The organism is Bradyrhizobium viridifuturi (genome assembly GCF_001238275.1).
Classification (GTDB): Bacteria; Pseudomonadota; Alphaproteobacteria; order Rhizobiales; family Xanthobacteraceae; genus Bradyrhizobium; species Bradyrhizobium viridifuturi.
The window spans coordinates 20615-45291 of sequence record NZ_LGTB01000038.1 but is presented as its reverse complement, the minus strand read 5'-3'; the positions used below and the strand labels follow the sequence as shown (position 1 = coordinate 45291).

The 24677-nt window shown below is 64.7% G+C and carries 31 protein-coding genes and 4 pseudogenes; 19 read left to right on the top strand and 16 right to left on the bottom strand.

Annotation, left to right across the window (positions count from 1 at the left end):
* Positions 1 to 179 precede the first annotated feature (179 nt).
* Positions 180 to 779 carry a TetR/AcrR family transcriptional regulator gene (locus tag ALC15_RS29830; protein ID WP_050630375.1) on the bottom strand — a complete coding sequence of 200 codons (600 nt, stop codon included), beginning with the start codon at positions 777 to 779 and terminating at the stop codon, positions 180 to 182.
* Between the two features lie 90 nt (positions 780 to 869).
* On the opposite strand from ALC15_RS29830, the pseudogene ALC15_RS29825 reads away from it, so the two are divergent.
* Positions 870 to 1660 (top strand): annotated as a pseudogene (locus ALC15_RS29825) (crotonase/enoyl-CoA hydratase family protein).
* Between the two features lie 118 nt (positions 1661 to 1778).
* Here ALC15_RS29825 and ALC15_RS29820 read toward each other — a convergent pair.
* Positions 1779 to 2486: a glutathione S-transferase N-terminal domain-containing protein gene (locus ALC15_RS29820; RefSeq protein WP_050630374.1), complete on the bottom strand. Its 708-nt coding sequence runs from the start codon at positions 2484 to 2486 to the stop codon at positions 1779 to 1781.
* Here ALC15_RS29820 and ALC15_RS44590 point away from each other — a divergent pair.
* From ALC15_RS44590 to ALC15_RS29810, 3 genes are all read left to right on the top strand, one after another.
* Complete coding sequence (locus ALC15_RS44590; RefSeq protein ID WP_162240522.1) at positions 2485 to 2637, top strand: hypothetical protein; 153 nt, start codon at positions 2485 to 2487, stop codon at positions 2635 to 2637. The two genes, ALC15_RS29820 and ALC15_RS44590, sit on opposite strands and share 2 nt — an antisense overlap.
* 70 nt (positions 2638 to 2707) lie before the next feature.
* Positions 2708 to 3823, top strand: coding sequence for an MBL fold metallo-hydrolase (locus ALC15_RS29815; protein WP_050630373.1), 1116 nt, complete (start codon positions 2708 to 2710; stop codon positions 3821 to 3823).
* Complete coding sequence (locus tag ALC15_RS29810; protein WP_050630372.1) at positions 3820 to 4452, top strand: SCO family protein; 633 nt, start codon at positions 3820 to 3822, stop codon at positions 4450 to 4452. The genes ALC15_RS29815 and ALC15_RS29810 overlap by 4 nt, the downstream gene beginning before the upstream one ends.
* A 138-nt stretch (positions 4453 to 4590) precedes the next feature.
* Here ALC15_RS29810 and ALC15_RS29805 read toward each other — a convergent pair.
* Positions 4591 to 4823, bottom strand: a pseudogene (locus tag ALC15_RS29805) (hypothetical protein).
* A gap of 108 nt (positions 4824 to 4931) precedes the next feature.
* On the opposite strand from ALC15_RS29805, the gene ALC15_RS29800 reads away from it, so the two are divergent.
* The 5 genes from ALC15_RS29800 (at position 4932) to uvrB (ending at position 10664) form a co-directional block, all read left to right on the top strand.
* Complete coding sequence (locus ALC15_RS29800) at positions 4932 to 5834, top strand: LysR substrate-binding domain-containing protein (protein WP_050630371.1); 903 nt, start codon at positions 4932 to 4934, stop codon at positions 5832 to 5834.
* The gene (locus ALC15_RS29795) at positions 5827 to 7071 is read left to right on the top strand and encodes an NAD(P)-binding domain-containing protein (RefSeq protein WP_050630370.1); all 1245 of its coding nucleotides are present in this window, start codon (positions 5827 to 5829) and stop codon (positions 7069 to 7071) included. The genes ALC15_RS29800 and ALC15_RS29795 overlap by 8 nt, the downstream gene beginning before the upstream one ends.
* Positions 7072 to 7199: 128 nt before the next feature.
* Entirely contained in the window at positions 7200 to 7436 is a 237-nt protein-coding gene (locus ALC15_RS29790; protein ID WP_050630369.1) for a hypothetical protein, read from the top strand.
* The gene (locus tag ALC15_RS29785) at positions 7433 to 7639 is read left to right on the top strand and encodes a hypothetical protein (RefSeq protein WP_430649204.1); all 207 of its coding nucleotides are present in this window, start codon (positions 7433 to 7435) and stop codon (positions 7637 to 7639) included. The genes ALC15_RS29790 and ALC15_RS29785 overlap by 4 nt, the downstream gene beginning before the upstream one ends.
* A 112-nt stretch (positions 7640 to 7751) precedes the next feature.
* Positions 7752 to 10664, top strand: a complete 2913-nt coding sequence (uvrB, locus tag ALC15_RS29780; RefSeq protein ID WP_094194196.1) for an excinuclease ABC subunit UvrB — start codon at positions 7752 to 7754, stop codon at positions 10662 to 10664.
* An 81-nt stretch (positions 10665 to 10745) separates the two neighbouring features.
* Here the strand turns inward: uvrB and ALC15_RS29775 are convergent, their stop codons facing one another.
* The 5 genes from ALC15_RS29775 to ALC15_RS29755 all read right to left on the bottom strand — a co-directional run bounded on the left by ALC15_RS29775 (position 10746) and on the right by ALC15_RS29755 (position 12902).
* Positions 10746 to 10940: a hypothetical protein gene (locus ALC15_RS29775; RefSeq protein ID WP_128089628.1), complete on the bottom strand. Its 195-nt coding sequence runs from the start codon at positions 10938 to 10940 to the stop codon at positions 10746 to 10748.
* A gap of 106 nt (positions 10941 to 11046) precedes the next feature.
* Complete coding sequence (locus ALC15_RS29770) at positions 11047 to 11547, bottom strand: GNAT family N-acetyltransferase (RefSeq protein WP_050630367.1); 501 nt, start codon at positions 11545 to 11547, stop codon at positions 11047 to 11049.
* Between the two features lie 37 nt (positions 11548 to 11584).
* A complete protein-coding gene (locus tag ALC15_RS29765) occupies positions 11585 to 11971 on the bottom strand; it encodes a hypothetical protein (RefSeq protein WP_050630366.1) in 387 nt (128 codons plus the stop codon).
* 419 nt (positions 11972 to 12390) lie between these two features.
* Positions 12391 to 12582, bottom strand: coding sequence for a hypothetical protein (locus ALC15_RS29760; protein WP_244486325.1), 192 nt, complete (start codon positions 12580 to 12582; stop codon positions 12391 to 12393).
* Between the two features lie 80 nt (positions 12583 to 12662).
* Complete coding sequence (locus ALC15_RS29755; protein WP_050630364.1) at positions 12663 to 12902, bottom strand: hypothetical protein; 240 nt, start codon at positions 12900 to 12902, stop codon at positions 12663 to 12665.
* A gap of 141 nt (positions 12903 to 13043) precedes the next feature.
* On the opposite strand from ALC15_RS29755, the gene ALC15_RS29750 reads away from it, so the two are divergent.
* From ALC15_RS29750 to ALC15_RS44930, 7 genes and pseudogenes are all read left to right on the top strand, one after another.
* Positions 13044 to 13865, top strand: a complete 822-nt coding sequence (locus tag ALC15_RS29750; protein ID WP_063781893.1) for a hypothetical protein — start codon at positions 13044 to 13046, stop codon at positions 13863 to 13865.
* A 441-nt stretch (positions 13866 to 14306) separates the two neighbouring features.
* Positions 14307 to 14750: a nuclear transport factor 2 family protein gene (locus ALC15_RS29745; protein ID WP_050630421.1), complete on the top strand. Its 444-nt coding sequence runs from the start codon at positions 14307 to 14309 to the stop codon at positions 14748 to 14750.
* Positions 14751 to 14870: 120 nt separating this feature from the next.
* Positions 14871 to 15131, top strand: coding sequence for a hypothetical protein (locus tag ALC15_RS29740; RefSeq protein ID WP_050630362.1), 261 nt, complete (start codon positions 14871 to 14873; stop codon positions 15129 to 15131).
* Between the two features lie 199 nt (positions 15132 to 15330).
* A complete protein-coding gene (locus ALC15_RS29735; protein WP_050630420.1) occupies positions 15331 to 15765 on the top strand; it encodes a nuclear transport factor 2 family protein in 435 nt (144 codons plus the stop codon).
* Between the two features lie 239 nt (positions 15766 to 16004).
* A pseudogene (locus tag ALC15_RS29730) lies at positions 16005 to 16957 on the top strand (hypothetical protein).
* A 154-nt stretch (positions 16958 to 17111) separates the two neighbouring features.
* A complete protein-coding gene (locus tag ALC15_RS29725; RefSeq protein WP_050630361.1) occupies positions 17112 to 17531 on the top strand; it encodes a hypothetical protein in 420 nt (139 codons plus the stop codon).
* Between the two features lie 227 nt (positions 17532 to 17758).
* Complete coding sequence (locus tag ALC15_RS44930) at positions 17759 to 17896, top strand: hypothetical protein (RefSeq protein WP_167350178.1); 138 nt, start codon at positions 17759 to 17761, stop codon at positions 17894 to 17896.
* Positions 17897 to 18000: 104 nt separating this feature from the next.
* On the opposite strand, the gene ALC15_RS44925 is transcribed toward ALC15_RS44930, so the two are convergent.
* The 3 genes and pseudogenes from ALC15_RS44925 to ALC15_RS29715 all read right to left on the bottom strand — a co-directional run bounded on the left by ALC15_RS44925 (position 18001) and on the right by ALC15_RS29715 (position 19256).
* Positions 18001 to 18144, bottom strand: a complete 144-nt coding sequence (locus ALC15_RS44925; protein WP_167350177.1) for a hypothetical protein — start codon at positions 18142 to 18144, stop codon at positions 18001 to 18003.
* Between the two features lie 170 nt (positions 18145 to 18314).
* Positions 18315 to 18797 carry a MaoC family dehydratase gene (locus tag ALC15_RS29720; RefSeq protein ID WP_050630360.1) on the bottom strand — a complete coding sequence of 161 codons (483 nt, stop codon included), beginning with the start codon at positions 18795 to 18797 and terminating at the stop codon, positions 18315 to 18317.
* A gap of 1 nt (position 18798) precedes the next feature.
* Positions 18799 to 19256: pseudogene (locus ALC15_RS29715) on the bottom strand (MaoC family dehydratase).
* Between the two features lie 317 nt (positions 19257 to 19573).
* Here ALC15_RS29715 and ALC15_RS29710 point away from each other — a divergent pair.
* On the top strand, positions 19574 to 19870 hold the full coding sequence (locus ALC15_RS29710) for a DUF4282 domain-containing protein (protein WP_050630359.1): 297 nt from the start codon (positions 19574 to 19576) through the stop codon (positions 19868 to 19870).
* A 499-nt stretch (positions 19871 to 20369) separates the two neighbouring features.
* Here ALC15_RS29710 and ALC15_RS29705 read toward each other — a convergent pair whose 3' ends face one another.
* Positions 20370 to 21050: a ParA family protein gene (locus ALC15_RS29705; RefSeq protein WP_028336032.1), complete on the bottom strand. Its 681-nt coding sequence runs from the start codon at positions 21048 to 21050 to the stop codon at positions 20370 to 20372.
* 34 nt (positions 21051 to 21084) lie between these two features.
* On the opposite strand from ALC15_RS29705, the gene ALC15_RS47330 reads away from it, so the two are divergent.
* A complete protein-coding gene (locus ALC15_RS47330) occupies positions 21085 to 21219 on the top strand; it encodes a hypothetical protein (RefSeq protein WP_283806308.1) in 135 nt (44 codons plus the stop codon).
* Positions 21220 to 21225: 6 nt separating this feature from the next.
* Here the strand turns inward: ALC15_RS47330 and ALC15_RS29700 are convergent, their stop codons facing one another.
* Positions 21226 to 21549 (bottom strand): hypothetical protein, encoded by a 324-nt coding sequence (locus tag ALC15_RS29700; RefSeq protein WP_050630358.1) that lies wholly within the window; start codon positions 21547 to 21549, stop codon positions 21226 to 21228.
* Positions 21550 to 21786: 237 nt separating this feature from the next.
* Complete coding sequence (locus tag ALC15_RS29695; protein ID WP_430649203.1) at positions 21787 to 22050, bottom strand: hypothetical protein; 264 nt, start codon at positions 22048 to 22050, stop codon at positions 21787 to 21789.
* A 662-nt stretch (positions 22051 to 22712) separates the two neighbouring features.
* On the opposite strand from ALC15_RS29695, the gene ALC15_RS29690 reads away from it, so the two are divergent.
* A complete protein-coding gene (locus tag ALC15_RS29690) occupies positions 22713 to 23702 on the top strand; it encodes a tyrosine-type recombinase/integrase (RefSeq protein WP_244486323.1) in 990 nt (329 codons plus the stop codon).
* 201 nt (positions 23703 to 23903) lie between these two features.
* Here the strand turns inward: ALC15_RS29690 and ALC15_RS29685 are convergent, their stop codons facing one another.
* Together ALC15_RS29685 and ALC15_RS29680 are read right to left on the bottom strand one after the other, a co-directional pair.
* A complete protein-coding gene (locus ALC15_RS29685; RefSeq protein ID WP_063781891.1) occupies positions 23904 to 24338 on the bottom strand; it encodes a phosphatase PAP2 family protein in 435 nt (144 codons plus the stop codon).
* A 117-nt stretch (positions 24339 to 24455) separates the two neighbouring features.
* A complete protein-coding gene (locus ALC15_RS29680) occupies positions 24456 to 24659 on the bottom strand; it encodes a CsbD family protein (protein ID WP_050630357.1) in 204 nt (67 codons plus the stop codon).
* Positions 24660 to 24677: the final 18 nt, after the last annotated feature.

The following is a 24677-nucleotide window of genomic DNA, read 5'->3' as shown; positions in this document are numbered from 1 at the left end:
GCTTGCCGGCATATCCGCGGAGACGGTGGAGGAACTCGCCGCCCGCAGGCGCGTCGCAAAAATATCGAAAACAACCCCATGCAAAGGAGTTGGCGGCTGCCCCTCCGACACGGCAACTTGACACGACGGGCAAATCAAGTGCACATTTCTAATATTCAGAAATCATGCAAGCTCCACCCTCAATCGCGCCGCTTGCGCCCCTTCGTTGCCACCGCCGTCTCGATCAGCGTGCGCGCGGCCTCACCGGCGGTTTCCATGTAGCTCGCGTCGCGATGCAGCAGCACGACGGCGAAGGATCCGTCCAGCAGCAGCAGGATCTGCCGCGCCAGTTTCAGCGGATCGGCAATCCGCTGCTCCGCGAAGGTCGCGCGCAGCCAGTCCTCGAATTTCTTCTTGTGCGCGGCGCCGATCCTGATCGCGGGATGGCCGGGCATGTTGGCAAGCTCGGCCGAGGTGCGCAGGAAGCCGCAGCCCTTCCACTTGGGATGCCGGGCCGAACGCGCGAGGTTGCGAAAGATCGCCTCGACCTTCGCCGGCAAACCGCCCTCGGCCTCGGCGAACCATTTTCGGAACAACGCGAGGTTGGGCTGGTCGCGCGCGGCGAGATAGGCGGCGACCAGATCGTCCTTGCTCTTGAAGTGGTAATACAGCGTGCGCTTGGTGAGGCCGGCCTTGGCGGCGACCTCATCGACGCTGACGCGGCGGATGCCTTCATTGTAGAACAGCGCGCTCGCCGCCTGGACGATGCGCGCGCGGGTGGGCTCGGAAGGTCTGGGCATCCGTCGTATGTATACTAACCAGTGAATATACACAAATTGCGGCTCACCCTACATTCAACTCCGCCCCACCCGAATGCCGGAGACCGCATCATGTCCGAACCTATCCTGCTCGAGACCCAAGACGGGATCGCCCTGATCACGCTGAACCGTCCTGAGCAGCTCAACGCGCTGAACTACGCGCTGATCGATCAGCTGATGGCAGCGCTCGACCGCATCGAGGGCGACGCCGCGGTGCGCGCCGTGATCCTGACCGGCGCCGGCGAGCGCGCGTTCTCGGCGGGCGCCGACATCAAGGAATTCTCCGAAAGCGTCGAACAGGGCGCGGCGGTCGCGGTGCGCGACTTCGTCCGCCGTGGACAGGCCATGACCGCGCGGCTCGAGGCGTTCAAGAAGCCTGTGATTGCCGCGGTCAACGGGCTCGCCTTCGGCGGCGGCTGCGAGATCACCGAAGCGGTGCATCTCGCCATCGCCAGCGACCGCGCGCTGTTCGCAAAGCCCGAGATCAAGCTCGGCATGCCGCCGACCTTCGGCGGCACGCAGCGGCTGCCGCGGCTGGCGGGCCGCAAGCGCGGACTGGAATTACTGCTGGCCGGCGATCCCTTCCCGCCGGAGCACGCGCGCGAGATCGGGCTGATCAACCGCATCGTGCCGCACGATCAGTTGCTGAGTGCCGCGCGCGAACTCGCCGGCCGCATCACCAGGCACTCGCCCGGTGCCGTCGCCGGCACCATCACCGCGGTGACGCGCGGGCTCAACATGCCGATTGCCGAGGGCCTCTTGGTCGAGAGCGAGCAGTTCGCCGCGCTGGTGCCGAGCCACGATCTCGCCGAAGGCTCGCGGCGTGGAAGCAGCGGCGGCCGGCGACGTATGTGGGAGCGTAGTCGGCGGCCCGCCCTCGTCATTGCGAGCGAAGCGAAGCATCCATCGAACCGCATGCGCGGAAAGATGGATTGCTTCGTCGCTTCGCTCCTCGCAATGACGTAGGGAGAGAGTCGGGCCCTACCGCACCACCGCCGCGGTCTGCCCGAACAGCAGCTTGCGCTCCTCCTCGGTGCGGATCGCGGGCTGACCGAAGTTCGGGTTGACCTCCTTCGCCTTGGCATAGGCGCGCTCGGTCGCCGGGCGCTTGCCGATCGTCTCCAGCCAACGCTTCAGATGCGGGAAGTCGTCGATCTCCTGGCCCTGGTTCTTGTACGGCACGACCCAGGGATAGCTCGCCATGTCGGCGATCGAATAGTCGCCGGCGACGAATTCGCGGTCGGCGAGCCGCTTGTTGAGCACGCCGTAGAGTCGGTTGGTCTCGTTCACATAGCGATCAATCGCGTAAGGCAGTTTCTCGACCGCGTAGTTGCGGAAGTGATGGTTCTGCCCGGCCATCGGTCCGAGCCCGCCCATCTGCCAGAACACCCACTGGATCGCGTCATAGCGGCCGTAGAGATCCTGGGGCAGGAATTTTCCGGTCTTCTCGGCGAGATAGAGCAGGATCGCGCCGGACTCGAACAAGGAGATCGGCTTGCCGCCGCCCTTCGGGGCGTGATCGACGATGGCCGGAATGCGGTTGTTCGGCGCGACCTGCAGGAAGTCCGGCTTAAACTGATCGCCCTTGCCGATGTTCACCGGGAACACCTTGTATTCGAGGCCGGTCTCCTCGAGGAACATCGTGATCTTGTGACCGTTCGGCGTGGACCAATAGTGGAGATCGATCATGGGCGTGATCCTGCATTTTCCAGGGATTGCTGACGCATCGGTGAAAAAGATGCGAATGCATGAAGTTGGGCGCAAAGCGCCAGCCAAGTCAATGGCGGCGCATTGCACAGCGCGCGAATGTGATCTGCACACAACGCAAGCGCCCGATTGAGCCGCGCCACGATTGGACCTAGGCTCCGCGTACTTCGAATTGAAAAATTTTCAGAACAAGGGGGATTATCATGACACGTGATTTGGCACGACGCGATTTCCTGAAGGGCTCGGCGGCGATCGCAGGCGCGGCGGCCGCGGGCGCATTCTCCTGCGTCGAGATCGCGAGCGCGGCGCCGATCGAGGTGCCGACGGTCGACAAGCTGTCGATCCGCGTGCTGGTCGATTCCAGCTACGATCTTTTCTTCAAACCGAAACAGTCGGGCGGCGTCACCATCGCGCCGCCGCCGCGCGCCGCCGACTACCAGAAGTCGCTGCACAATGAATGGGGCCTGTCGCTGTGGCTGGAGTCCGAGGCCAAAGGCGCGCAGCGCACGCTGATGCTCGATTACGGCTACACACCTGATGTCCTGCTCAACAACATGGCGCTGGTCGGCGTCGATCCGTCGAAGCTCGACGCCCTGATCGTGAGCCACGGGCATTACGACCATTTCGGCGGCCTCAACGGCTTCCTCGACAAATTCCGCGACAAGCTGCCGGCCGACGTCAAGCTTTACGCCGGCGGCGAGGACAATTTCTGCCACCGCGTCAGCGCGACCCCGACCAAGGGCCAGTTCACCGATTTCGGCACGCTGGACCGCCGCCAGCTCGCCGCGCAGCGCGTCACCACCGTGCTGTGCGAGACCCCGACCGTGATCGCGGGCCACGCCTTCACGACAGGCAAGATCACCCGCCGCAGCGTCGAGCGCGTGCTGCCCAACACCTGGGTCGAGTTCAGCATGAAGGACGGACTCGGCTGCAACGCCAGCCACTATCTGCCGGCCGAGATGGAAGGCAAGATCGTGCCCGACGAGCACATCCACGAGCATGCGACCTGCTTCAACGTGCGCGACTTCGGCCTGGTCGTGATCTCGTCCTGCGGTCATGTCGGCATCGTCAATTCGGTGAAGCAGGCGCAGGAGGTCTCGGGCATCCAGAAGGTGCACGCGATCGTCGGCGGCTTCCATCTCGGACCGGCGCCGAAGGATTACCTGACCGAGGTCGTCGCTGAGATCAAGAAGCTCGACCCCGACGTATTGATCCCGATGCATTGCTCCGGGCTCAACTTCGTGCAGGAGGCGACCGCGCAGATGGGCGACAAGGTGCTGGTCACGACCACCGGCAGCCGCCTCTCCTTCGGCATATGAACCGACCTATCCTGCGCGTTGTTGCGCACGCCGGCGCCGGCCTGTGGCTGGCGCTGGCGCCCGCGCTGGCCGGTGACGCGCCACAGCAATCGGCGCGCTCGGCCGCCGAGATCATGGACATCCTGATGTGGAATCGGGAGCCGGTCGGCGGCCCGTTCGCGCTGACCGATCAGGCCGGCCATGAACGTACCGACCGCGACTTCCGCGGCAGGCTGATGCTGGTCTATTTCGGTTTCACTTATTGCCCGGACGTCTGCCCGACCGATCTGCAGGCGATCGGGCTCGCGCTCGACAAGCTCGGTCGTGACGGCGATCAGGTGCAGCCGATCTTCATCACGGTCGATCCCGCGCGCGACACCGCGGCTCACCTCGCAGAATACGTGTCGATGTTTCACCCGCGCCTGATCGGGCTGACCGGTAGCGATGATGCGATCCGCAAGGTCGCCGATGCCTACAAGGTCTATTACGCCAGGGTGCCGCAGGACGCCGGCGACTACACCGTCGATCACACCGCATACATCTATCTGATGGACCGCGACGGCAATTATCTCGGCTTCTTCCCGCCGGGCACCTCCGCCGATCGGATGGTCGAGATCATCCGGCCAAGGCTCGCCGCGCCGGGACGCTAAAGCTGCGCGCCCTCTCCCGCTTGCGGGGGAGGGTCGGGGTGGGGTCTCTCCACGAGTCATTTTGCGGAAAGAGCCCCCACCCGCCGCGCTACGCGCGTCGGCCTCCCCCGCAAGCGGGAGGGGCCAAGAAAGATACTCTCAGTGCATCCGCCCATGCGCGCGCAAAAAAGTCACGCCGGTTTCCGTCACCATCACCCGCATGCCCTCGACCGAGGGACGGCGCGCGACATAGCCGCGGTCGACCGCGTCTTCCCAGATCGTCAGCCGCGGGCATGAGGTGCGCCAGACCTCGAGCACCTCGCATAAGGCCGCGGCTCGCGGGCGACCCATTCGACGAGATCGAGCACCAGGGCGTCTATGGTCTCAGTCATTGGGTCCTCGCCGGGATCAGCAGGGATTGTCTGGCATATTTCTGCGCCGCTTGGCCTCGTCCCGCAAACTGAGTTATCTTGCCCTTGCATCAGTTTTCCTGAGGGTTCATGCGGCGGCTGCTCTTTCTCAACGGCATCAAGGCATTCGAGGCCGCGGCACGGACCGGCAGCTTCGCGGCCGCAGGCAGCGAGCTCAACGTCTCGGCCGCCGCGATCAGCCGGATGGTGCACCTTCTGGAAGAGCGGCTCGGCGTCGCGCTGTTCGAGCGCAAGGCGAACCGCCTCGTCACCACACCGGCCGGCCGCGCCTATCAAGGCGGGCTGACGCCGATCTTCGACGCGCTGGCGAGCCTCACCGCGCAGGTCACGGCGTCCGCGAGCGCGCGCGTGCTGACGGTCGGCGTCGGACCGACATTCGCGATGAAGTGGATGATCCCGCACCTCGCCGAGTTCCGCAAAGCCGAGCCTGACATCGAGGTGCGGATCACGACCGGCGGCATGGCCGTGCCGTTCGCCGATGATTGGAGCTGCGGCATCCAGCTCGGCGACGGCCAGTGGCCGGGCCTCGTCGCCGAGCCATTGTTCGCCGCCGACCTGATGCCGGTGTGCACGGCGCGGCTCGCCAACGGCTTGAAGCGCCCCGCCGACCTCAAGGGACCGAGCCTGATCCGCGTCGCGCATTCGCCCGACGACTGGCCATCCTGGCTGAAGGCGGCGGGCGTGCCGCGCCTGACCGCGCGCGGGCCGGAATTCCAGTTCTACGGCCAGGCGCTGCAGGCAGCCAGCGACGGGCTCGGGATCGCGATGGGGATCCGGCCCTATATCGATGACGATCTTGCCGCCGGCCGGCTGGTGGCGCCGTTTGCGCTCAGCGTGCCCAAGGGCATGCGCTGGTATCTCGTCTACCGCGGCTTCCATGCCGAGCAGCGCGATTTCGCCGCGTTCCGGCGCTGGATCATCCGCGCCGCGGCAGAACCGGCCGCTCGCCGCAAGGGAGCGCGCAATGGCTGACGAGACGGTCGATACGCTGGTGATCGGCGGCGGCCAGGCCGGGCTCACCATGAGCCATCGGCTGAAACAGCGCGGCATCGGCCATCTGGTGCTGGAGCGGCGGCGGATCGCCGAGCGCTGGCGCAGCGAACGCTGGGACGGATTGATGTTCCAGTTCCCGAACTGGTCGGTGCGGCTGCCGGAGTTCGCGTTTCCGCACAGCGATCCCGACGGCTTCTCCGACACCGCTGCCATCATCGCCTTCATCGAGGCCTACGCTGCCTTCGTCGCGCCGCCGCTCCGCTGCGGCGTCGAGGTCACCAGGCTGCGCCGCGATGCCGGCGGCTTCCTTGCCGAGTTCGCCGGCGGCAGCATCGCCGCCCGCAACGTCGTCATCGCCACCGGCCCGTATCAGCGGCCGCTGCGGCCCGACGTGCTGCGCGATCATCCCGGCCTGTTTCAGGTCCATGCCAGCGGCTACAAAAATCCCGCGCAATTGCCCGACGGCGCGGTGCTGGTGATCGGCGCCGGCGCCTCGGGCGCGCAGATCACCGAAGAGCTGATGCGCGCCGGCCGCCGCGTCTTGCTTTCGGTCGGCCGCCACAACCGCCTGCCGCGCCGTTATCGCGGCCGCGACCTGTTCTGGTGGCTGGCCGAGATGGGCGTCGACGAGACCCCGGTCGAGCAGCGCGGTCCGTCGCGTCTGCTGCCGGTGATCTCGGGCGCCCATGGCGGCCACACCATCGATTTCCGCCGCTTCGCCGCCGACGGCGTGACGCTGCTCGGCCGCGTTATCGCGGCGCACGACGGCATGCTCGAAATCGCGCCAGATCTCGCCACCAACATCGCCAACGGCGATGCCTACTACGCGACCTTCCTCGGGATCGTCGACGACTTCATCGCGGCACGCGGCCTCGATCAGCCCTGCGATCCTCTGGCGCGCGTCCGGCTGCCCGATCCGCCGTGCCTCACTGCGCCCTTCGAGACGATCGACCTCGGCGCCGAGCGAATCCGCAGCGTGATCTGGGCCACCGGGTATGGCCTCGATCTGGACTGGATCGAAATACCGGTGCTTGACGCCAACGGCGCACCGCGGCACCGCCACGGCGTTTCCGAGGTGCCGGGTCTCTATTTCCTCGGCCTGCAATGGCTGTCGAAGATGAAATCCTCGTTCCTGTCCGGGGTCGGCGACGACGCGGCCGTGCTTGCCGATCATATCGCGGCCCGCAGCCAGGGCTTTTCGCGCGGTTCGCCCTAGGAAACCCAGGCAAAACAAAAGGCTGGAACCGCATTGCACCGCGGAAATAAACCGCGCGACTTGTGATCTGGTTCACATAGGGCGCCGCGCGCTCGTGCTTCCTTTGAGAAGGGCATCCCGAGGTCGCCATGATCTACAGCGGTTTTGAGATCAAGTCGTTTGAAGTGGGGAAGGGGCAATGGCACGCCAGGATTCAACGGGTCGATCAAAGGCCGGTCGTCATCGATGGCATGCCGTTTCCGATGCTCGACATCGGCTTTGCGTGGTCCGATCCGGATGCGGCGATCGCCGACGCGAAGAAAGCCATCGACCGGTTCCCACAGCGCTATGGCATGACGATGCCGGCAACCGAAGCGTCGGCGTGACCGGCAACGTGGTGCTCGCCGTCGTCCCGCAATGCGAGCCGGACCCGGTCTGGCCGGCAGAGGTCCGAACCAGCTGCCCGGAATGTGCCGCCCGGCTGTCGCTGCTGCGCGTGATTCCCGGCCGCGCCGCCGAATACTGGACCCTGCGCTGCGACGGCTGCGGCGGGATCCATCTCGACATCGTCGACCTGCCGCGCGGCTGACGTCCGCGACCGCGCCGCCTGCTGACACCCTGCTGTCAGCAGCATCGCCGCTGCGCCGATCCGGGCGTCGATTGCCCTTTTCTCGCTGCCGGACTCGTCCCATATTCCGGCCATGGCGAAGACACCGAACACTCCGAAAAAGCCCGGCAAAACCCCAAAATCCAAAGCACACCGGCCCGAGGTCCAACCGATCGGCCCGGCGCTGGCTGAATTGCTCAATCCCGCGATCAATCGCGGCGATGCCGGCATGGGTTCGGGCACCGGGTTGCAGCCGCCGCCGGACAATTCCTGGGACCGCCGCGCCGGCGGCGAGGCCGCCGCGCATCGCGCGCGGGCGTCGACGCGCGAGACCAGCGAGGGTGTCGCCAGGCGCGATGCCACAGGCCTCGAGGAAGCCCCACAGGCCAATTACGGCACCTCGGCCACCATCCCGACGCTCGATCCGGAACTGGCGCGGCAGCTCGGCCTGCCGACCGCCGAGGACGATGACGAGGCCCTCGCCCGTCCGCCGCGCAGCAAAATGGAGGCACTCGGCGTCAAGGCGACCGCCGACGCGCTGGAAAACCTGATCCGCGATGGCCGCCCGGAGTTCCGCAAGGACGACGGCTCGATGCGGGTGTGGACCCCGCACCGGCCGCCGCGCCCGGAGAAATCCGAAGGCGGCGTGCGGTTCGAGATCAAATCGTCCTACGAGCCGAAGGGCGACCAGCCGACCGCGATCGCCGAACTGGTCGAAGGCATCGAGCGCAACGACCGCACCCAGGTGCTGCTCGGCGTCACCGGCTCTGGCAAGACCTACACCATGGCCAAGGTGATCGAGGCGACGCAGCGCCCGGCGCTGATCCTGGCACCGAACAAGACGCTGGCCGCGCAGCTCTACGGCGAGTTCAAGAGCTTCTTCCCCGACAACGCGGTCGAATACTTCGTCAGTTACTACGACTACTACCAGCCGGAAGCCTACGTCCCGCGCACCGACACCTATATCGAGAAGGATTCCTCGATCAACGAGCAGATCGACCGCATGCGCCACTCGGCGACGCGCGCGCTGCTCGAGCGCGACGACGTCATCATCGTCGCTTCGGTGTCCTGCATCTACGGTATCGGCTCGGTCGAGACTTACACCGCGATGACCTTCGCGCTGAAGAAGGGCGAGCGCATCGACCAGCGGCAATTGATCGCCGACCTGGTCGCCCTGCAATACAAGCGCACCCAGGCCGACTTCACCCGCGGCACCTTCCGCGTCCGCGGCGACGTCATCGACATCTTCCCGGCGCACTATGAGGACCGCGCCTGGCGCGTGAACCTGTTCGGCGACACCATCGAGACCATCGAGGAGTTCGATCCGCTCACCGGCCACAAGCAGGACGAGCTCGAATTCATCAAGATGTACGCCAATTCGCACTATGTGACGCCGCGCCCGACCTTGGTGCAGGCGATCAAGTCGATCAAATCGGAATTGAAGATGCGGCTCGACCAGCTCAACGACCAGGGCCGCCTGCTGGAAGCGCAGCGGCTGGAGCAGCGCACCACCTTCGATCTCGAGATGATGGAAGCGACCGGCAGCTGCGCCGGCATCGAGAACTATTCGCGCTACCTCACCGGCCGCCGCCCCGGCGAGCCGCCGCCGACGCTGTTCGAATACGTGCCGGACAATGCGCTGGTCTTCGCCGACGAAAGCCACGTCACCGTGCCGCAGATCGGCGGCATGTTCCGCGGCGACTTCCGCCGCAAGGCGACCTTGGCCGAATACGGCTTCCGCCTGCCCTCCTGCATGGACAACCGCCCGCTCCGCTTCGAGGAATGGGACATGATGCGGCCGCAGACCGTCGCGGTGTCGGCGACGCCGAGCGGCTGGGAGCTGAATGAAAGCGGCGGTGTGTTCGTCGAGCAGGTGATCCGTCCGACCGGGCTGATCGATCCGCCGGTGGACATCCGCCCCGCCCGCACCCAGGTCGACGACCTCGTCGGCGAGGTGCGCGCGGCGGCGGCGGCCGGCTATCGCTCGCTGATCACGGTGCTCACCAAGCGCATGGCCGAAGACCTCACCGAATATCTGCATGAGCAGGGCATCCGCGTCCGCTACATGCACAGCGATATCGACACTATCGAACGCATCGAGATCATCCGCGATCTCCGCCTCGGCGCATTCGACGCGCTGGTCGGCATCAACCTGCTGCGCGAAGGCCTCGACATTCCCGAATGCGCGCTGGTCGCGATCCTCGACGCCGACAAGGAGGGCTTCCTGCGCAGCGAGACCTCGCTGATCCAGACCATCGGCCGCGCCGCGCGCAACGTCGACGGCAAGGTGATCCTCTATGCCGACGGAATGACCGGCTCGATGGAGCGCGCGATGGCCGAGACCACGCGCCGCCGCGAGAAGCAGGTCGAGTACAACGAGGCCAACGGCATCACGCCGGAGAGCGTCAAGAAGTCGATCGGCGACATCCTCAACTCGGTCTACGAGCGCGACCACGTGCTGGTCGAGATCGGCGACGGCGGCATGGCCGACGACGTGATCTCGATCGGGCACAATTTCGAGGCCGTGCTGAGCGATCTTGAAACCCGGATGCGCGAGGCCGCGGCCGATCTGAACTTCGAGGAAGCCGCCCGCCTGCGCGACGAGGTCAAGCGGCTGCGCGCCACCGAGATGGCCGTGGTCGACGATCCCACCGCCAAGCAGCGCAATGTGCAGAAGCAGGCCGGCGCCTATGCCGGCACCAGGAAATACGGCGATGCCGCCAACCTGCCGGTCAGCGCACTGAAGAACAAGTCGGCGCAGACCTCGCTCAAGGCCAGCCGCGGCGGCAAGGCCGGCTCGCGCGTCCACAAGCCCGATCTCGACGAGATGCACGGCCCGGAATCGCTGCCGTTCCGCCCGGGCGGCGCGCTGCCGGCCAAGCCGTTCGGCACCACGAGCCGCATCATCCAGCCGACCGACTCAAGGCAGTCGGGGCCGGAGTTCGGGCCGTCGCCGCGGTCGAGCGGTGGTGCGCCGGGGAAACGGGGTGGGTGGAAGAAGCGGTAACGCATGACACGCGCCGCAGTGCCGGCGCGGATCGAGGGGATGCAGCTCGTTGAGCTGCCCCTCTCGCCTGGACGGCAAGCGCTACGGCTGGACGAAGAACACGACATAGATCGCGCAGCCAATCGTCAGGAACGACGCCACGACGGCGAACCAGTTGTATTTGATGCCGCGCGCCCAGATCGCGTTCTTCGCGAACAACAGCACGAGCCCAATAAAGATCGCCGCGAAGACCTTGCCCCAGAACAGCTTCAGAAGATGCAAATCTGCAAATGACATGCACGTGTCCAGGACGGTGCTGTGCTGAAGCCGCGCTACCGCTGATGCTGGCTGGTTTTTATCACGACAAAGGTCGTCGTGGAAACGGAGGCCGCCGCGGCACAGATTACGCCACGTCGAACGCCGGATGATAGCTGACATCCCCCTCGGGCGGATCGCCCTTCAGCACGCGGCGCTCGAAGTATCGGCTCGGCTCGCCGCCATAGGTCAGCGCGGGATCGCTGACGAAGCCAAAGCGTCCGTAATAGGCGGGATCGCCGAGCACGACGCAGCCCTCCGCGCCCAGTGCCGCAAGCCGGTCGAGACCCCTGCGGATCAGCGCGCCGCCGATGCCCTGGCGCTGCAATTCAGGCGTCACCGAGACCGGGCCAAGGCCATACCAGCGCCCGGCGACCCGATCGATCTTCACCGGCGAGAAAGCGGCGTGGCCGACGATGCGTCCGTCGTCGGACGTCGCCACCAGCGAGAGCGTCAGCGCGCCGGCCTCGCGCAGCGCTTCGACGATGCGGGCTTCGGTGCCGCTGCTGTGCGGCGCGTTGGCGAAGGCGACCGCTGTGAGTTTGCTAATCGCGGCGGCGTCTTCGGGGCGTTCGTCCCTAATCTGCATACGCGCAGATAAGGCCGATCGGCGGCGAAGTGCAAGCTCACCCCACACTCACCACCGCGACCGCCAGCAGCGACATCATGATCATCGTGGTCATGAGCTGCAGCGAAACATTCGGCTGGCTGCGCCATTGCGCGATCTTCTCGGAAAACGACAGGCTGGCATCGAAAAACACCGGCGCGTAGGCGTGCGCGAGACGGTTGGGAAATTTCGCGGCGAGCCATGGCGTGATCGCGGCATAGACCAGCGAGGCCAGCACGACGTAGATCACCGCGCCATAGCGTTCGCCGACGATTTCCGGGGCGTCCATGATCTTCAGCACCAGCACGGCGGCGGCGAAGATCGGCAGGCCCTGGAGCATGGCGGTGAGCGCAAAGCCTTCCAGCCGGTTCTGCGCGGGCGATTTCGGTGCAGCGATGGCGTTCATGGCGGCGTTTCCTTGGCGATCGGGTGATCCGATGCCGCCACGCTAGCTGTGCGCCATCGCCGGTGCCGTGATACGGGTCACGTTGCCGCGTGGCGAGGTGATGGGTATCGCTTCGCTCCAGCCATCCTACCGGCTGTCATCGCCCGGCTCGACCGGGCGATCCAGTACGCCGCGGCCTATCGGCTTAAGCACAACCGTCGCTGCAATACTGGATCACCCGCTTGCGCGGGTGATGACACCGAACAAACTGTTTGGCAGGCGAAACGGATCTCCACTGTCGTCCCGGCGAAGGCCAGGACCCATTACCCCAAACGCGCATTATTGCGCGGCGCTGGGGCCGCGATCCCGTTCACGATCGAATGCGGTGGTCATGGGTCCCTGCTTTCGCAGGGACGACACCGAGGATGTAGAGCCACGCCCTACCCCGAGCGCCGGTTGCTGGTGTTCTGGGTCAGATTGCCGTGCGCGGCCTGCTCGCGGATGTTGTGCTTCTCGTCGTCGCGATGGCCCTTGGTGGTGTCGAGAGGAACGCCGGGGGCGCTGCCGGGGCCCTTATGGCTCTTGTTGTCGTCGGGAACGGGCTGGATGGTCCTGGTTCTTGGTTTCGTCATCATCGTCTCCGTTACACGACAAGACAACGCCGCCCCTGCGGGCGGCGTTCCGGAAGTGCGACGTCACGACAGGCCGGGCCTTACAGCTTCTCCTGCTGCGAGGGCTGCGCCTGTTGCTGCTGGCGCTGACGTTCCTGCTCCTTGGCGTGATGACGGCCGTAGAGGCATCCGGCGGCCGCGCCGAGCACGCCGTGATGGCCGGCATAGTGGCCGGCGACACCGCCGACGACTGCGCCCTTGATGCAGCCCTTGGCGTCGGCGGGCGAAGTTGCCGCAAGCGCAGTGACGGCAATAATGGATGCGACAAAAATGGATTTCATGGTGCGGCTCCAATGGAATTGTCAGGCATCAACGGCCAAGCCGCCTTGCTGGTTCCCGCCGCTTCGCGGCAGAAATACGCTGCGCACAAGCCCCGATCATGCTCTAAATGCCGCCGCATTGCGGACAGTGTTTTGAAGATCATGCGGACATCACACGTTGCTTTCATCCTCGCCGTGCTCGCGCCGGCGCTCTACACGGCTATCCCATTCGTCTCGAGCCCTGCCCGCGCAGAGGATGGCGACCGCGCGCTGCTCGCGACGTTCTGCGCCGGCGTCAATATCAAGGGATCGACCTGCACGCGGGCGAAATCCTATCCCGGCGGCCGGGCCTGCGACGTCAAGCTGACCAAGGAGCGCTACGCCGGCCGTTTCCTCGCTGCCGGCAATGCGCTGCTGGTCGTGGACTATGAAAGCGAGTGCGAGCCGCACGCGACCGATTTCGGCGGCGTTGCGCTGTTCGAGCAGGACGGCAAGGCCACCCGCTTCATGCGCTTCCTGCCGGGCGCGCAGGGCCATGATTGCATCGTTGTGCCGAAGGACGCGCAGCAGGACGCGCTGGTCTGCACGATCGGTCACATGGGCCAGGGCATCCTCGAAAGCGCGGTGGCGCGGATGGAGTTTGCCAGCAAGTCCGGCAAGCGGATCGAGATCACGCCGGACTTTCTGCTCCGGGCCGAGGATGCGGTCAGCGCCTATGGCGCCAATGTCGTGATGTGCAACGAGGGCCCGAAATATTTCGGTCTCTCCAACCTCGCCGCCGGCCCGCGCCGCAACACCGTCGCGGTCGACGTCGACTATGCCGACGACGAGATCATCCGCACCGCCTGCGGCGAAGGCTTTCCGAAGCCGAAGGAGCTTTACCACGACCTCTTGCCCGGCGAGGCCTTTGTGCCGGAGGGCTCGGAGAAGACGAAGCGGTTCATCATCGACCTCGTGACCGGCAAGGCCGCGCCAGCGAATTAGAGGCCGCACCGGCGGATTAGCGCGCCGCGACAGCGAGCCGGCGCGATCTCGCCGGCAGGCCCCGGAGGAGCTCAAGGCCTCGACCGGCGCCAGCGCCGGCTCACCGTCGCGCGGCGCGCGCTCACATGACCGATGCCGAGATAGGAATGCCGGGCGTTCTCCCGATCGCGGATACGTCGTCCATGCCGGACCAACCGGACGCGCGCGGGGAGGTTTCATTAACTCGCGGCCACCTGGCGCCGCGCGCTTCGCCTCTTGAGCGCGACCGGTTCAATGCATCAGTTCACTTTCCTGCCAGATCATGTGCACTTTGTGCCACAATGCACGTGCTGGTTGCCGAACCTAATCCGCTTTCGCACGTCAAACATGTGTTTGATAGTGGGACGCACGGGTTCAGAATGTGGAACCAGGGCGAGTCGGATGGAACCGGCGGAGTCGATCATGGGCGAGGATTTGAACCGGCAGCGCGTCTTGAACTTCCTCGACGTCTATTACGCCGGCGGCATCGAGGGCGCGCTCGAACGCTGCAGCGACGATGTCGCGTTCCTCGCCAACGCCCCGATCGACATTCTCCCGCATATGGGCCAGCACCGCGGCAAGGCCGCGCTGCGCCAGATGTGGACCACGATCCACGAGCGCTATTCCGACATGCGCTATGAAGCGCCGATCGTGGTGGCCGAGGGCGACAGGGTCGCAGCGCAACTCCGCGTGTTCTTCCGCAAGCGCACCAACCGGCGCGTGGTGCAGTTCGACGTCGCAGTGTTCTACACGCTGCGCGACGGCCTGATCACCGAGATCCGCGAGATCATCGACACGTTCGACCTCGTCCAGCAGGTGCTGGAGCGTGACGTGGCGGCGGCGCTGACCGGGCAGCACGCGGACTAGCCCCCCAAATCTCGGCAACGCATCGCGGCGCCCCGCCCGGCAAATTCGCAACCGCGTTGAACCTCGAAGGCGCGCCACTGACCTATCACTGGGCTTGTTGCGGTCGGGGCTGAAATCACCATGAAAGTCGCATTGCTCGCTGTGCTTGGCCTTGCACTGGGCGCCCTCGGCGGCGCCGCGCTCGGCATCGGAGCCGGGCTCACCTGGATCGGAATGGCCAAAACCTCGGGTCTCGACAGCGGAACGCTGGTATTCTTCACCTTCATGCCGCTCGGCGCCGCGATCGGCGGCATCGGCGGGGCGCTGCTGTTCGCGGTGGTGGCGATCCGTGACGCCGAAATCGTGATCGAACGGCAGCCGGTGCGGCAGCGCGACCGCTGAATTGCGTGACCGGAGCGCTTCGAGCATCACATTCCGGTCAGATCCGGCGCAATTGTGCATTGCAAAAAAGTCATTTGCGTTTTGCCCGTTCCGGACTATTTGAGCCGGCAGTAACGATGTGCAGCAACCTGGCAAGGCGTCGGCGCTGACCGCCTGCCATTCGTTTGCTTTGAAAATCCAGTTTCAAGACGAGACCAAAATGACAGAGCATAGCCTCTGGCGTTTTTCGCGCGCATTGCATCGCGCGATCAATGAACGCCAGCTTGCAGACATCGAGCAGATGCTCGATGACGAGGTCGAATGGGCCATCTACGGGCCGATCGACTTGTTTTCCTTCTTCGGCTCGCGCCGCGGCAAGGCCGCCGTGCTCGAGGTGATCAGGCAGATCGGCGAGAACCTTCGGGTGCACCGCTTCGATCGGGAGTCCATCATGCTTGGCGTGGATTCCGCGGCCTCGATGCTGCGCTATTCGCTGACGGCCCTCGACTCCAACAAGCCGATCTCGCTCAGGGTTGCGCATTTCGTGCAGTTCAGGGCTGGCAAGCTCTCGAGCTTCCGCATGCTGGTCGACAGCTTCGACCTGGTCGAGCAGACCGTCGGCTATCCGATCCATCTGCCGCGCATCGCGGTCTGACGGCCCTCGGTTTCACGCCTTCGTCATGTCCGGGGCGCCTCGGGCGCGCAGCGCGCGTTCGGGGTCAAGCGCCCCGGCGGCGCGATGTTTTGACGCGTCATCTCCCCGCGAAGCGGCCTCCGCTTCGCGCCGCAAACGCTGCGGCGATCACGCGTCTATCACTTGCTTTCGCTATGTCCGTGCCACTAGTTTGCGCCACGGCAAATGCATGCTGCCGCTTTGGAATCTGCGGGCTGGGAATGACTTCCACATTGCGATTTGGCTGGGCGAGGCTGCCGGTGCTGGCGGCCGGCTTCAGCATGGCGATCACGCTTTCGGCCGTCGCCCAGAGCTCGCCATGGCAGATCGCTCCCGCCGTCCAGGAAACTGCGACGGACACCCCGAAAGACACCCCGGAAGACAACGACGAGGCGACGCCGGCGGCCGACGCCAATGACGCCGACATCCTGAAGGACATCGACCAGAGCAAGCTCGACTGGAGCCAGCTCGATACTGATTCCACCAGCCTCCCCACGCTGGCGCCGAAGGGCGCCGCCAGGCGCGGCAGCATCGCCGGCAACGATCCGTCCTGGACCACCAACAACAACGCCAACGGTTCGTCGGCGGTGTCGGTCAAGCAGTCGATCTCGCCGTTCCTCGACACCCGCGTCGGCGCCGACATGACGGTCGCCAAACCGGGCGCGACGACGACGTCGGAGCAATTGTCCGAGCGGCTCGCCAATGGCGGCAGCCAGCCGCAATCCGGCGGCTCGGCCTGGGCTTCGATGTCCGCGCCCGGCGTGGCGTCGATCTGGGACAAGACCTCGGTCGAGGCGCGGATCGACCCCGGCGCGACCAGAGCAAGGTCGGCACCTCCCTCAGCAAATCGATGCCGCTGTCGGAGCAATATTCGCTGACGTTGCAGGGCGGCTATAATTTGATCCAGCAGGGCGTGGTCCCGGTGCCCGGCATCATCGGCGCCCCCTCGCACAGCTACGACACCGATCAGTCAGCACGGCTGTCCGTTACCGACAGCGGCACCAGCATCACCGCGGGCCAGACTCTGTCGTCGACCTCCGACGAGCGGTGGCTGCGCCGGATCGGCGCCGAGCAGAAGCTACTCGACGGCGTCACCGTGTCGGGCTCGGTCGGCGAGACCGCCCAGGGCACGATCAACAAGAGCATCGGCGCCGGCTACAAGCACTCATGGTGAACGATCTGTTAGCCCTGTCGCGCTAATGATCAGGCATTGCCCCAACTTGGCCCAGATGCGGTCAAATTCGGCGGCACTGATAGGTCCGTAACTTCATCAATTCGTCGTGCGGGGGACAAGCCGCGCTTCGCTATTGCGAACCAGGGGAAAGCCGATGAACGCCACCAACCGTACCGAGGAAGCCACAGAGGCGACGTCCGAGGTCGATTCCAACCTTGCTGCGGTCTCGGAAGTCGAAGCCGGCATCCGCGACTTCGTGCGCAACGACATCGCCTATTTGCGCCGCCCGGTGGCGAGCCCGGAAACCGCCCCGACCGACACCAACACCGATGCCACCGTCAGCAACGTCAACTCGCTGATCCAGCGCGTCGCCGGCACCTCGCTTGCCGAGATCGAGAAGCTGATCGGCGAGCTCGAGAGCCTGCGCGACCTGCTGCATGCCGAAGGCCAGCGCGTCCAGCGCGAGATCTCCGGCTATGCCCAGCTCAGCCAGGCCGCGATGAAGTCGACGCGCATGATCGCCGACAACGTCTCGCAGTGGAAGCGCGCCGCCGACGGCCTGCGCAACAGCTGATCCCGATCAGTCTTTAAGCCGGCAAGCCGCCGCCTCCCGACCGGGAGGCGGCGGCTTCGTTTTGCATGCCCGATCTGGCATAGAACGTTTCGTTATTCAGCGCAGTGTAAACTGTGCGGCATCAATTGTTGCGAAGCCGATTTTGAACGTTCGATGCCGAGCCCGCGTCCAATCCGGAATTCGCGTCCGGACCTCGCCTGGTGCGGGCGTCCATTTGGAGAGATTTCATGCAGAGCGTCCGGCCGGATAACGCCGATCCGATTCCGCTGCGCCAGCCGCAGCAGGGCATCGGCACGATCATGATCCGGTTCATCGGCATCCTGGCAGCCGCGACCGTCGTGATGGTGCTGATCTGGAATCGCTAAGAGAGTCTCTGGAAGAAGTGTGACCAGTAAGCCGGCGGATCACATTGGAAAGCGCGAATACGCACCGGGCGCCGCCGAGAGCGCCCGCAGTTACAGACGGTCGATCAGCGATCGATGCTCGCGGTGGTCTCGAAGGAATAATTGCCGTCGGCAAAACCCTTCACGACCAAACCGGTCGCCAGCATCACGACAACCGTTACCGTCGCGAAGATAATTCCGACGAGTTTCAGTGCGCTGCGATCTGCCATTGTATCCCCAGTCGTGCTTGCCCGGATGTCCGTGCCCTCGAACTATAGGCAGGGACAAAGGTTCAAAATGCGTTAGCAAAAAATGAGTTCCACGCAACGCACAACTACGTCGCAGCAGACTTAGTCTGCCACCATGGCGCCCGGGCAACATCAGAGGCGCGAGGGCAACATCAGGAACCGGGATTCCGGCGCGGCACGAAGGCGGTCGCGAGGAAGGAGAACACCACCTCATTGCGCTGATTGACGCCGGTGTTGCGCGCCTGAAGGATGCCCCATTCGGGCCGCTTTTCGGACGTGCGCTTGGTCTCGACCTGGTTGGTGAAGCTGATCGTATCGCCCGCCAGCACCGGTCGGATCCAGCGCAGCTCGCGGAAGCCCGGCGAGGGTCCCCAGACCGCGACCGTCTCACCGCGCGCAGCGGCTTCCGCGGCGAGCCGCTTGCCGTCGGCGACCAGCAGCTTCATGCAGACGCTGGCGACGTGCCAGCCTGATGCGGCGAGCCCGCCGAACAGCGAGTTGCGCCCCTCCTCCTCGTCGAGATGGAAGCGCTGCGGATCGAACTGCGCGGCAAAGCGCTTGATGTCCTCGGCGGTGAAGGTGAAGGAGCCGAACGCGCGCCGGGCACCGATCTCGATATCTTCAAAGAAACGCATCTTAGTTACCCGCGCTGTCTCGGCGGCTGACGATGATTGGCGACTCCATCTCGCACAGCATCTCGCCGCGCGCATTGCGGATCGTGCCCTTGAAGGTGACGATGCCGGTTTCGGGCCGGCTCTTCGAGACCCGCGCCTCGACGACGTCGACGTCCAGCGTCAAATCGTCGCCGGGACGCAGCGGCGCCACCCAGCGCATCTCGTTGACCCCGGGCGAGCCGAGCGAGGCGGTGCGGCCGATGAAGCCGTCGAACAGCATCCGCATCATCAGCGAGCGAGATGCCAGCCGGAGCCCGACAGGCCGCGGAGCATGGATTTCTTCGCCGCCTCCTCGTCGAGATGCATCGGCTGCGGGTCGAATTCGGCGGCAAAGGCGAGGATTTCCTCGCGCGAAACATGGCGCGGGCCGAACGTGCCGAAGCGGCCGGGCTTGAAGTCTTCGAAGGTCAGCGTGGTCATTGGGTGAGGATATGCCGGAGGGAAGCCCGATTGTGGCCGTTATTTGCAGCAATCACAACCGGCCCACTCGCATAGCTCGCCCCTGGACTGCCGGCGCCCGGTCCGGGGCCAGGCTTGGCGAGACCGATTGGGCTCCTGCGGTATCGATCCCACAGGTCGCGGAGGCGCTTTGGCGCCGTTCGCTCCCTTGGCCGGCGGAACGCCTCGTCCCGACGGACGCCTCTCCGAAGGCTCCCGGGACGAAGTGATCACGCCGGGGGTGACGCAGTAGGATGAACGAGACGCGAATCATATTTCGGACTGCCGGGAGAACCACGATGTTCGATTTCCAGGATCTGTTTCAGTGGGACCGCTTCATCACGCCCACGATCATCAAGACGTTCTACTGGCTGGTGATCGCGGTCATCGTGCTGTTCGGGATCTCCGGCATCCTGTGGAGCCTCACGGCGATGGCGATCAGCCCGTTCGTCGGCTTCATCCAGTTGCTTGCGTCGATCGCCAGCATGTTCGTCGGCATCGTGTTCTCACGCATCATCGCCGAGTTCATCCTGATCGTATTCCGGATCAACGAGCATCTCGGCGCGATCCGCGACCGCGACGGGGGCATGCACTGAGGCCTTCGGTCGCCGCGCAAGAGGCCGCCGCCCATGCCGTGGTTAATCCGAAGTAGTGCCCGCGCGCAAATGCCGGCGAAATTCCGACCGGGATCTTAAATCCGCTCGCGTATCACACCCTGCATTGCCGAGACCAACGCGGGGGCGTCGTGACTTCGAGGAATGGTTTTATTGCCGTGAGGCCGGGCACCGCGCCGGGCTTCACGACCGAGGATATTCTATGGGCTGTCGGCATCTGGTCGGTGATCCTGACCCTGGCGCCGGTGATCGTGTTCTATCTGCTGATGGTGGCTTAGCGCCGTCCATCGCGTCATTGCGAGGAGTTCGCGACAAAATTGCAAAGCAATTTTGCGCTGAAGCGACGAAGCAATCCATTGGTCCGCACGCGCGGATAAATGGATTGCGGCGTGCGTTCGCGCGACCCGTTGGTTCGCAATGACCATCACGCAAAAACGCGCGGGCACCGCGCGTTCTTTCCGGCTCGAACAAAGCGGTGTTGTTACGCCGCCTGCTTGTGCATTGTGCCCGACGCCGACGCCGTGCCGCGGATCGCCTTGATCGAGCGTTCGATCGCAGCCCACAGACGGTTGATCTCGGCGGCAGCGCGGCCCTCCGCGTAATATTCGCGAGCGCCTTCACCCTGGCCGAGCGCCATCAGAAGATCGGCGCGGTTGGTGATCTGGCCGCTCCACACCGGTGCGCGGAATTTCGCCAGCGCCTCGCGCGCGATCGCGACGATGCGGCTTTCGGCGCCGTCACGCTGCGCGGGTGCGCCGTTGATCACGACGGCATAGGGCTTGCGCATCGAGCGGCAGGTCTGGATGGTTTCCTGCACCGCGTTGACGTCGAACACGCCTGGCCGCGCCGGAATGATCACCATGGTGGCGTTCTTGATAGAGTCGTCGACCACGGCCGACAGGTTCGGCGGCGTGTCGATGAACACCCACTCGATGCCGTCGCGCTTGGCTTGAGCGATGATTCCGCTGACCGAGTTCACCGCCGTCTTGATCGCCGGCTCGTTGGTGCCGCGCAGCTTGTGCCAGAGCGTCAGCGAGCCCTGCGGATCGGCATCGATCAGCAGACAGGGCTTCGTTGCCTTGTGCACTTGCGCGGCAAGGTGAGCAGCCAGGGTACTTTTTCCCGAGCCCCCTTTACGCGAAGCGAAAACAATCACGTTCATACGTTGGCCTCCAGATTGACCCCAGGAGGCGAAAATGAATCAGCACGCTGATTCGCGAAAGAAAAAACTTCTTGCAATCCGCAAAGCGGCCAAGATTACCGGTGCATTCTGCTTTTTGAGTCACACCCAACTTATGACACAACTGAAAATGGAAGCGCTAAGCGCTTGATTTGACTCACGGCTGACGCTTTTCGGCAGTTTTCGCGCGCTCACGCGCGATCCACTTGCGCTCGATCCAGCCGAGCAATTGCGCGGTGGGTTTCTGCAACAACGGAACATCCTGCGCGAACAAAAGGAGTCCGAGCGGCAGCATCCAGAGCCCCAGCACCGGCAGGAAGCTGAAGATGCCGCCGATGATCAGGAGGATCGCGAGCGGAATCCGCACATAGCGCGACGACGGCTTGCGCAGCCACGCCACGAAGCGCGCCGGCTTCTCCGGAAGCTTGGCCTCGAACCAGGCGAAGTGCCGATCGATCTCTTGCTTGTCGTATTCGCTCACGCATCTCACTCCATCCGTTCCGTCGCGAAACGGATCCTGCAAACAACACAAGCCCCAGAGATGATGATGCGTGACAGCGTCACAAGGCGTCAGTCTGTCGCGCATCGCAGCCTTGAAATCGAAGCCAGGCGATCCGGGCGCGTTCGCGCGCGAAGTGACGTCAGTTCGCGTGAAGACAGCGCAGCAAGCGGGCGACGTTTGCATGCGCGCGATGGGAACCGGATCCGTGCGCTGACCTCAGTGGGTGGACTTCTTCGCCTTGTGCGGCCTGTGGACCTTGCGCTTGGCGGGCCGTCGGTCCTCGCGCTCGCTCGCCTCACGCGGCTCGGGGCCGCCGCGGAAGAAGACGCGGCAGGCCGGCGACAGCTGCGCCTTGTTCCTGATCATGCAGGCCGTGATGCGATCGACGTCGGGAATCTCGGGGCCGCAGAGCCGGAACGCATCCGGCGTGCAGGCCTGCTGCTGGTCGGGCGTGTAGGCCTCGCCTCGGGCCGGCAGCAACAACGTCGCAACGGCGACGGCAGATATCAACGCAAACGAAAAACTCCTTGAACCGGCGGTCCCCATGCGTCCCCCCAAGGTGGCACTAAGGTGTCGTTAAGGCGTCGTTGCGCCGAGTTTGGGTGATGCGACGAAGAAGTGCAAGCGGACGCGATGACACGCCGGCGGCGATCAAGGCGATGGCAAGCGATCTTGCGAACGCCCGAGTTGGCGATGTCACGCTGGAGATCTTGTGGATGGTACAGTTGGGTGGGCTCGAACCACCGACCTCCTGTTCCACAGACACAGCGAGGGCTCCGCCGGTACCACGCCATTGCCGCCGGAAGAACGAAAATCGTAATACTATCAGCTAATAAGCCCGCCGGTCCCCGCCTTACCTGCGCTGCAATTGGCGCTATGGTGGTAGCTACGTGGTAGCTACCGAGGCGATAGATGGCTGTTTCGAGTATAACGATCCGAGCAGTGCAAGCACTCAAGCCGGGCGAGACCATTTGGGATGGGGAGCACCGCGAAGCGGTGCGGGGCTTTGGCGTTCGGCGCCAACGCGATCAGGCGACCTACGTCCTCAAGTACCGCGTATTCGGTCGGCAGCGCTTCGTCACGATAGGCCCTCACGGCGCGCGTGGACACCCGAACTGGCACGCAAGGAAGCCAAGCGGCTTTTGGGCCTGGTCGCCAACGGCAAAGACCCCGCGGACGAGAAAGCCAAGGCGCGCCTGCAGGCGGCCGACACGCTTTTGGTAATCGCGGATCAATATCTCCGCAACGCCAAACAGAGATTAAAGCCTCGGACCTACTCGGAAATCGAACGCTACTTGTTGGCCAGCTGGAAACCGCTGCATCCGGTCTCGGTTTTCCAAATCACCCGCCGTCATATCTCGGCTCGGATCGCTGAAATCGCATCAGCTCATGGATCGGTCTCAGCGGCCCGCGCCCGGACAGCCCTGTCCTCTATGTTCAACTGGGCAATACGCGAGGGCCTCGACATTGCTGCGAACCCGGTTCTCGGCACAAACCGGCCCGCGCAGCCGGGAAGCCGGGAGCGGGTCCTCACGGAAACGGAGCTCTCAGCCATTTGGCGGGCCTGTGGCGACGACGATTACGGACGCATCGTCCGCCTGTTGCTACTTACAGCCCAACGCCGTGATGAAGTAGGCAGTCTGCAATGGGCCGAACTTGATACCGGTTTGGAACTCTGGACGCTGCCAGCCGCCCGGACCAAGAACCACCGCGAGCATTTGCTACCCTTGGTTCCCGCTGCCTTGGCCCTGCTCCCGCCCCGCCGAGTTGGCCGAGACTTCCTCTTCGGTGACGGACCCCGACGCAGCGGCGACCCGCACCGCGGTTTCTCGGGCTGGTCAAAGTCGAAGGCGGCGCTTGATGCCCGGATTGCGGAAGCCGCGGGCGAACCGCTGCCCCATTGGACAGTTCACGATCTTCGGAGATCCGCCTCCACGCTGATGGCCGACAAGTTAGGTGTCTTGCCGCACATCGTGGAGGCGATCCTAAACCATGTCAGCGGTCACCGAGCCGGTGTTGCCGGGGTGTATAACCGCGCCCGGTATGCGACCGAGATGCGCGAGGCGCTTCAACGCTGGGCGTGGCACGTTGAGGTCCTGTCAACCCACAAGCTGGGAAAGGCTGCAGCGTGATTGCGGGCTTTCGGCCCTCTGGTGGGCTCTGGGGGCTCTCCTTGGTCAAGGAGCTAGCCTACCAACGGTCAGGATCGCCGATCGGCGGCTTGCTACCGTAGCCGGTCACGCACCGGATCAGCCGCTCGAGTACCACTCCATTCACCGATCCCACGACGACATCGCTCGCTCAGTGCGCAAGCAAGAACACGCGGGTCGATATCAGACAGGCCCGAGCGCGCGGACCATTCGACGCTCGCCTGGGGGAAGTCGGCTCGCGGCCGAGCCGATGGCGCCGACCTGAATGGCGTGGCCGGACGCAAACGCATCCTTCGCCCTGCCCGATATCGGAATGCCATGAAGGTGCCCAACAACGGTGAGCCGGTCGGGCCGCTCCTGGTCGAAAGCCGATTTCAGCAGATGCGGAACAAGCGACGCGGCCAACGCCGTGACCAGAAGGTGGTCGCTCGCCAGGCGCTGAGGCTCGGATTTGCGGCGGCACCATAACCACCACCCCAATGTCGCGGCACAGACGACGTGCTCGTCAGCCACCCATGTCAGGATCGAGGCCGCGCGCTCGGTTGGCGGTGTCGTGTTGCGCGAGATGGTGCGCGCAATGGCAATATCGGGCGTTGTCGGCCGGACCGTGATCGGCATGGAAATCCGTGGTTAGGGGCGATGACAACATCCTCCAACGCTGGGCATCAGCCGCCGTTCCAGACCGCACAAGGCAAGGGCCCCGTCAAAGGCGGGGCCCTTCGAGTACAGCCTCATTCACCATTTTTGGCGGCCGTACCAGTCGTTCACTTCCTTGGTGGCCTGGTCCTTGGCATAGCCGTAGCGCTGCTGGAGGCGGCCTTCGAGCTGGTCCTGCTTGCCGGCGATCACGTCGAGATCGTCATCGGTGAGCTTGCCCCACTGCTCCTTGACCTTGCCCTTCATCTGCTTCCAGTTGCCTTCGACACGATTCCAATCCATCGCTGTCCTCCGTTGAAA

Coding starts and splice junctions, on each gene's coding strand:
- ALC15_RS29830 (WP_050630375.1), bottom strand. CDS start 779: ATGCCCAGACCTTCCGAGCCCACCCGCGCGCGCATCGTCCAGGCGGCG.
- ALC15_RS44590 (WP_162240522.1), top strand. CDS start 2,485: ATGGGCGTGATCCTGCATTTTCCAGGGATTGCTGACGCATCGGTGAAA.
- ALC15_RS29820 (WP_050630374.1), bottom strand. CDS start 2,486: ATGATCGATCTCCACTATTGGTCCACGCCGAACGGTCACAAGATCACG.
- ALC15_RS29815 (WP_050630373.1), top strand. CDS start 2,708: ATGACACGTGATTTGGCACGACGCGATTTCCTGAAGGGCTCGGCGGCG.
- ALC15_RS29810 (WP_050630372.1), top strand. CDS start 3,820: ATGAACCGACCTATCCTGCGCGTTGTTGCGCACGCCGGCGCCGGCCTG.
- ALC15_RS29800 (WP_050630371.1), top strand. CDS start 4,932: ATGCGGCGGCTGCTCTTTCTCAACGGCATCAAGGCATTCGAGGCCGCG.
- ALC15_RS29795 (WP_050630370.1), top strand. CDS start 5,827: ATGGCTGACGAGACGGTCGATACGCTGGTGATCGGCGGCGGCCAGGCC.
- ALC15_RS29790 (WP_050630369.1), top strand. CDS start 7,200: ATGATCTACAGCGGTTTTGAGATCAAGTCGTTTGAAGTGGGGAAGGGG.
- uvrB (WP_094194196.1), top strand. CDS start 7,752: ATGGCGAAGACACCGAACACTCCGAAAAAGCCCGGCAAAACCCCAAAA.
- ALC15_RS29775 (WP_128089628.1), bottom strand. CDS start 10,940: ATGTCATTTGCAGATTTGCATCTTCTGAAGCTGTTCTGGGGCAAGGTC.
- ALC15_RS29770 (WP_050630367.1), bottom strand. CDS start 11,547: ATGCAGATTAGGGACGAACGCCCCGAAGACGCCGCCGCGATTAGCAAA.
- ALC15_RS29765 (WP_050630366.1), bottom strand. CDS start 11,971: ATGAACGCCATCGCTGCACCGAAATCGCCCGCGCAGAACCGGCTGGAA.
- ALC15_RS29760 (WP_244486325.1), bottom strand. CDS start 12,582: ATGACGAAACCAAGAACCAGGACCATCCAGCCCGTTCCCGACGACAAC.
- ALC15_RS29755 (WP_050630364.1), bottom strand. CDS start 12,902: ATGAAATCCATTTTTGTCGCATCCATTATTGCCGTCACTGCGCTTGCG.
- ALC15_RS29750 (WP_063781893.1), top strand. CDS start 13,044: ATGCGGACATCACACGTTGCTTTCATCCTCGCCGTGCTCGCGCCGGCG.
- ALC15_RS29745 (WP_050630421.1), top strand. CDS start 14,307: ATGGGCGAGGATTTGAACCGGCAGCGCGTCTTGAACTTCCTCGACGTC.
- ALC15_RS29740 (WP_050630362.1), top strand. CDS start 14,871: ATGAAAGTCGCATTGCTCGCTGTGCTTGGCCTTGCACTGGGCGCCCTC.
- ALC15_RS29735 (WP_050630420.1), top strand. CDS start 15,331: ATGACAGAGCATAGCCTCTGGCGTTTTTCGCGCGCATTGCATCGCGCG.
- ALC15_RS29725 (WP_050630361.1), top strand. CDS start 17,112: ATGAACGCCACCAACCGTACCGAGGAAGCCACAGAGGCGACGTCCGAG.
- ALC15_RS44930 (WP_167350178.1), top strand. CDS start 17,759: ATGCAGAGCGTCCGGCCGGATAACGCCGATCCGATTCCGCTGCGCCAG.
- ALC15_RS44925 (WP_167350177.1), bottom strand. CDS start 18,144: ATGGCAGATCGCAGCGCACTGAAACTCGTCGGAATTATCTTCGCGACG.
- ALC15_RS29720 (WP_050630360.1), bottom strand. CDS start 18,797: ATGCGTTTCTTTGAAGATATCGAGATCGGTGCCCGGCGCGCGTTCGGC.
- ALC15_RS29710 (WP_050630359.1), top strand. CDS start 19,574: ATGTTCGATTTCCAGGATCTGTTTCAGTGGGACCGCTTCATCACGCCC.
- ALC15_RS29705 (WP_028336032.1), bottom strand. CDS start 21,050: ATGAACGTGATTGTTTTCGCTTCGCGTAAAGGGGGCTCGGGAAAAAGT.
- ALC15_RS47330 (WP_283806308.1), top strand. CDS start 21,085: ATGAATCAGCACGCTGATTCGCGAAAGAAAAAACTTCTTGCAATCCGC.
- ALC15_RS29685 (WP_063781891.1), bottom strand. CDS start 24,338: ATGCCGATCACGGTCCGGCCGACAACGCCCGATATTGCCATTGCGCGC.
- ALC15_RS29680 (WP_050630357.1), bottom strand. CDS start 24,659: ATGGATTGGAATCGTGTCGAAGGCAACTGGAAGCAGATGAAGGGCAAG.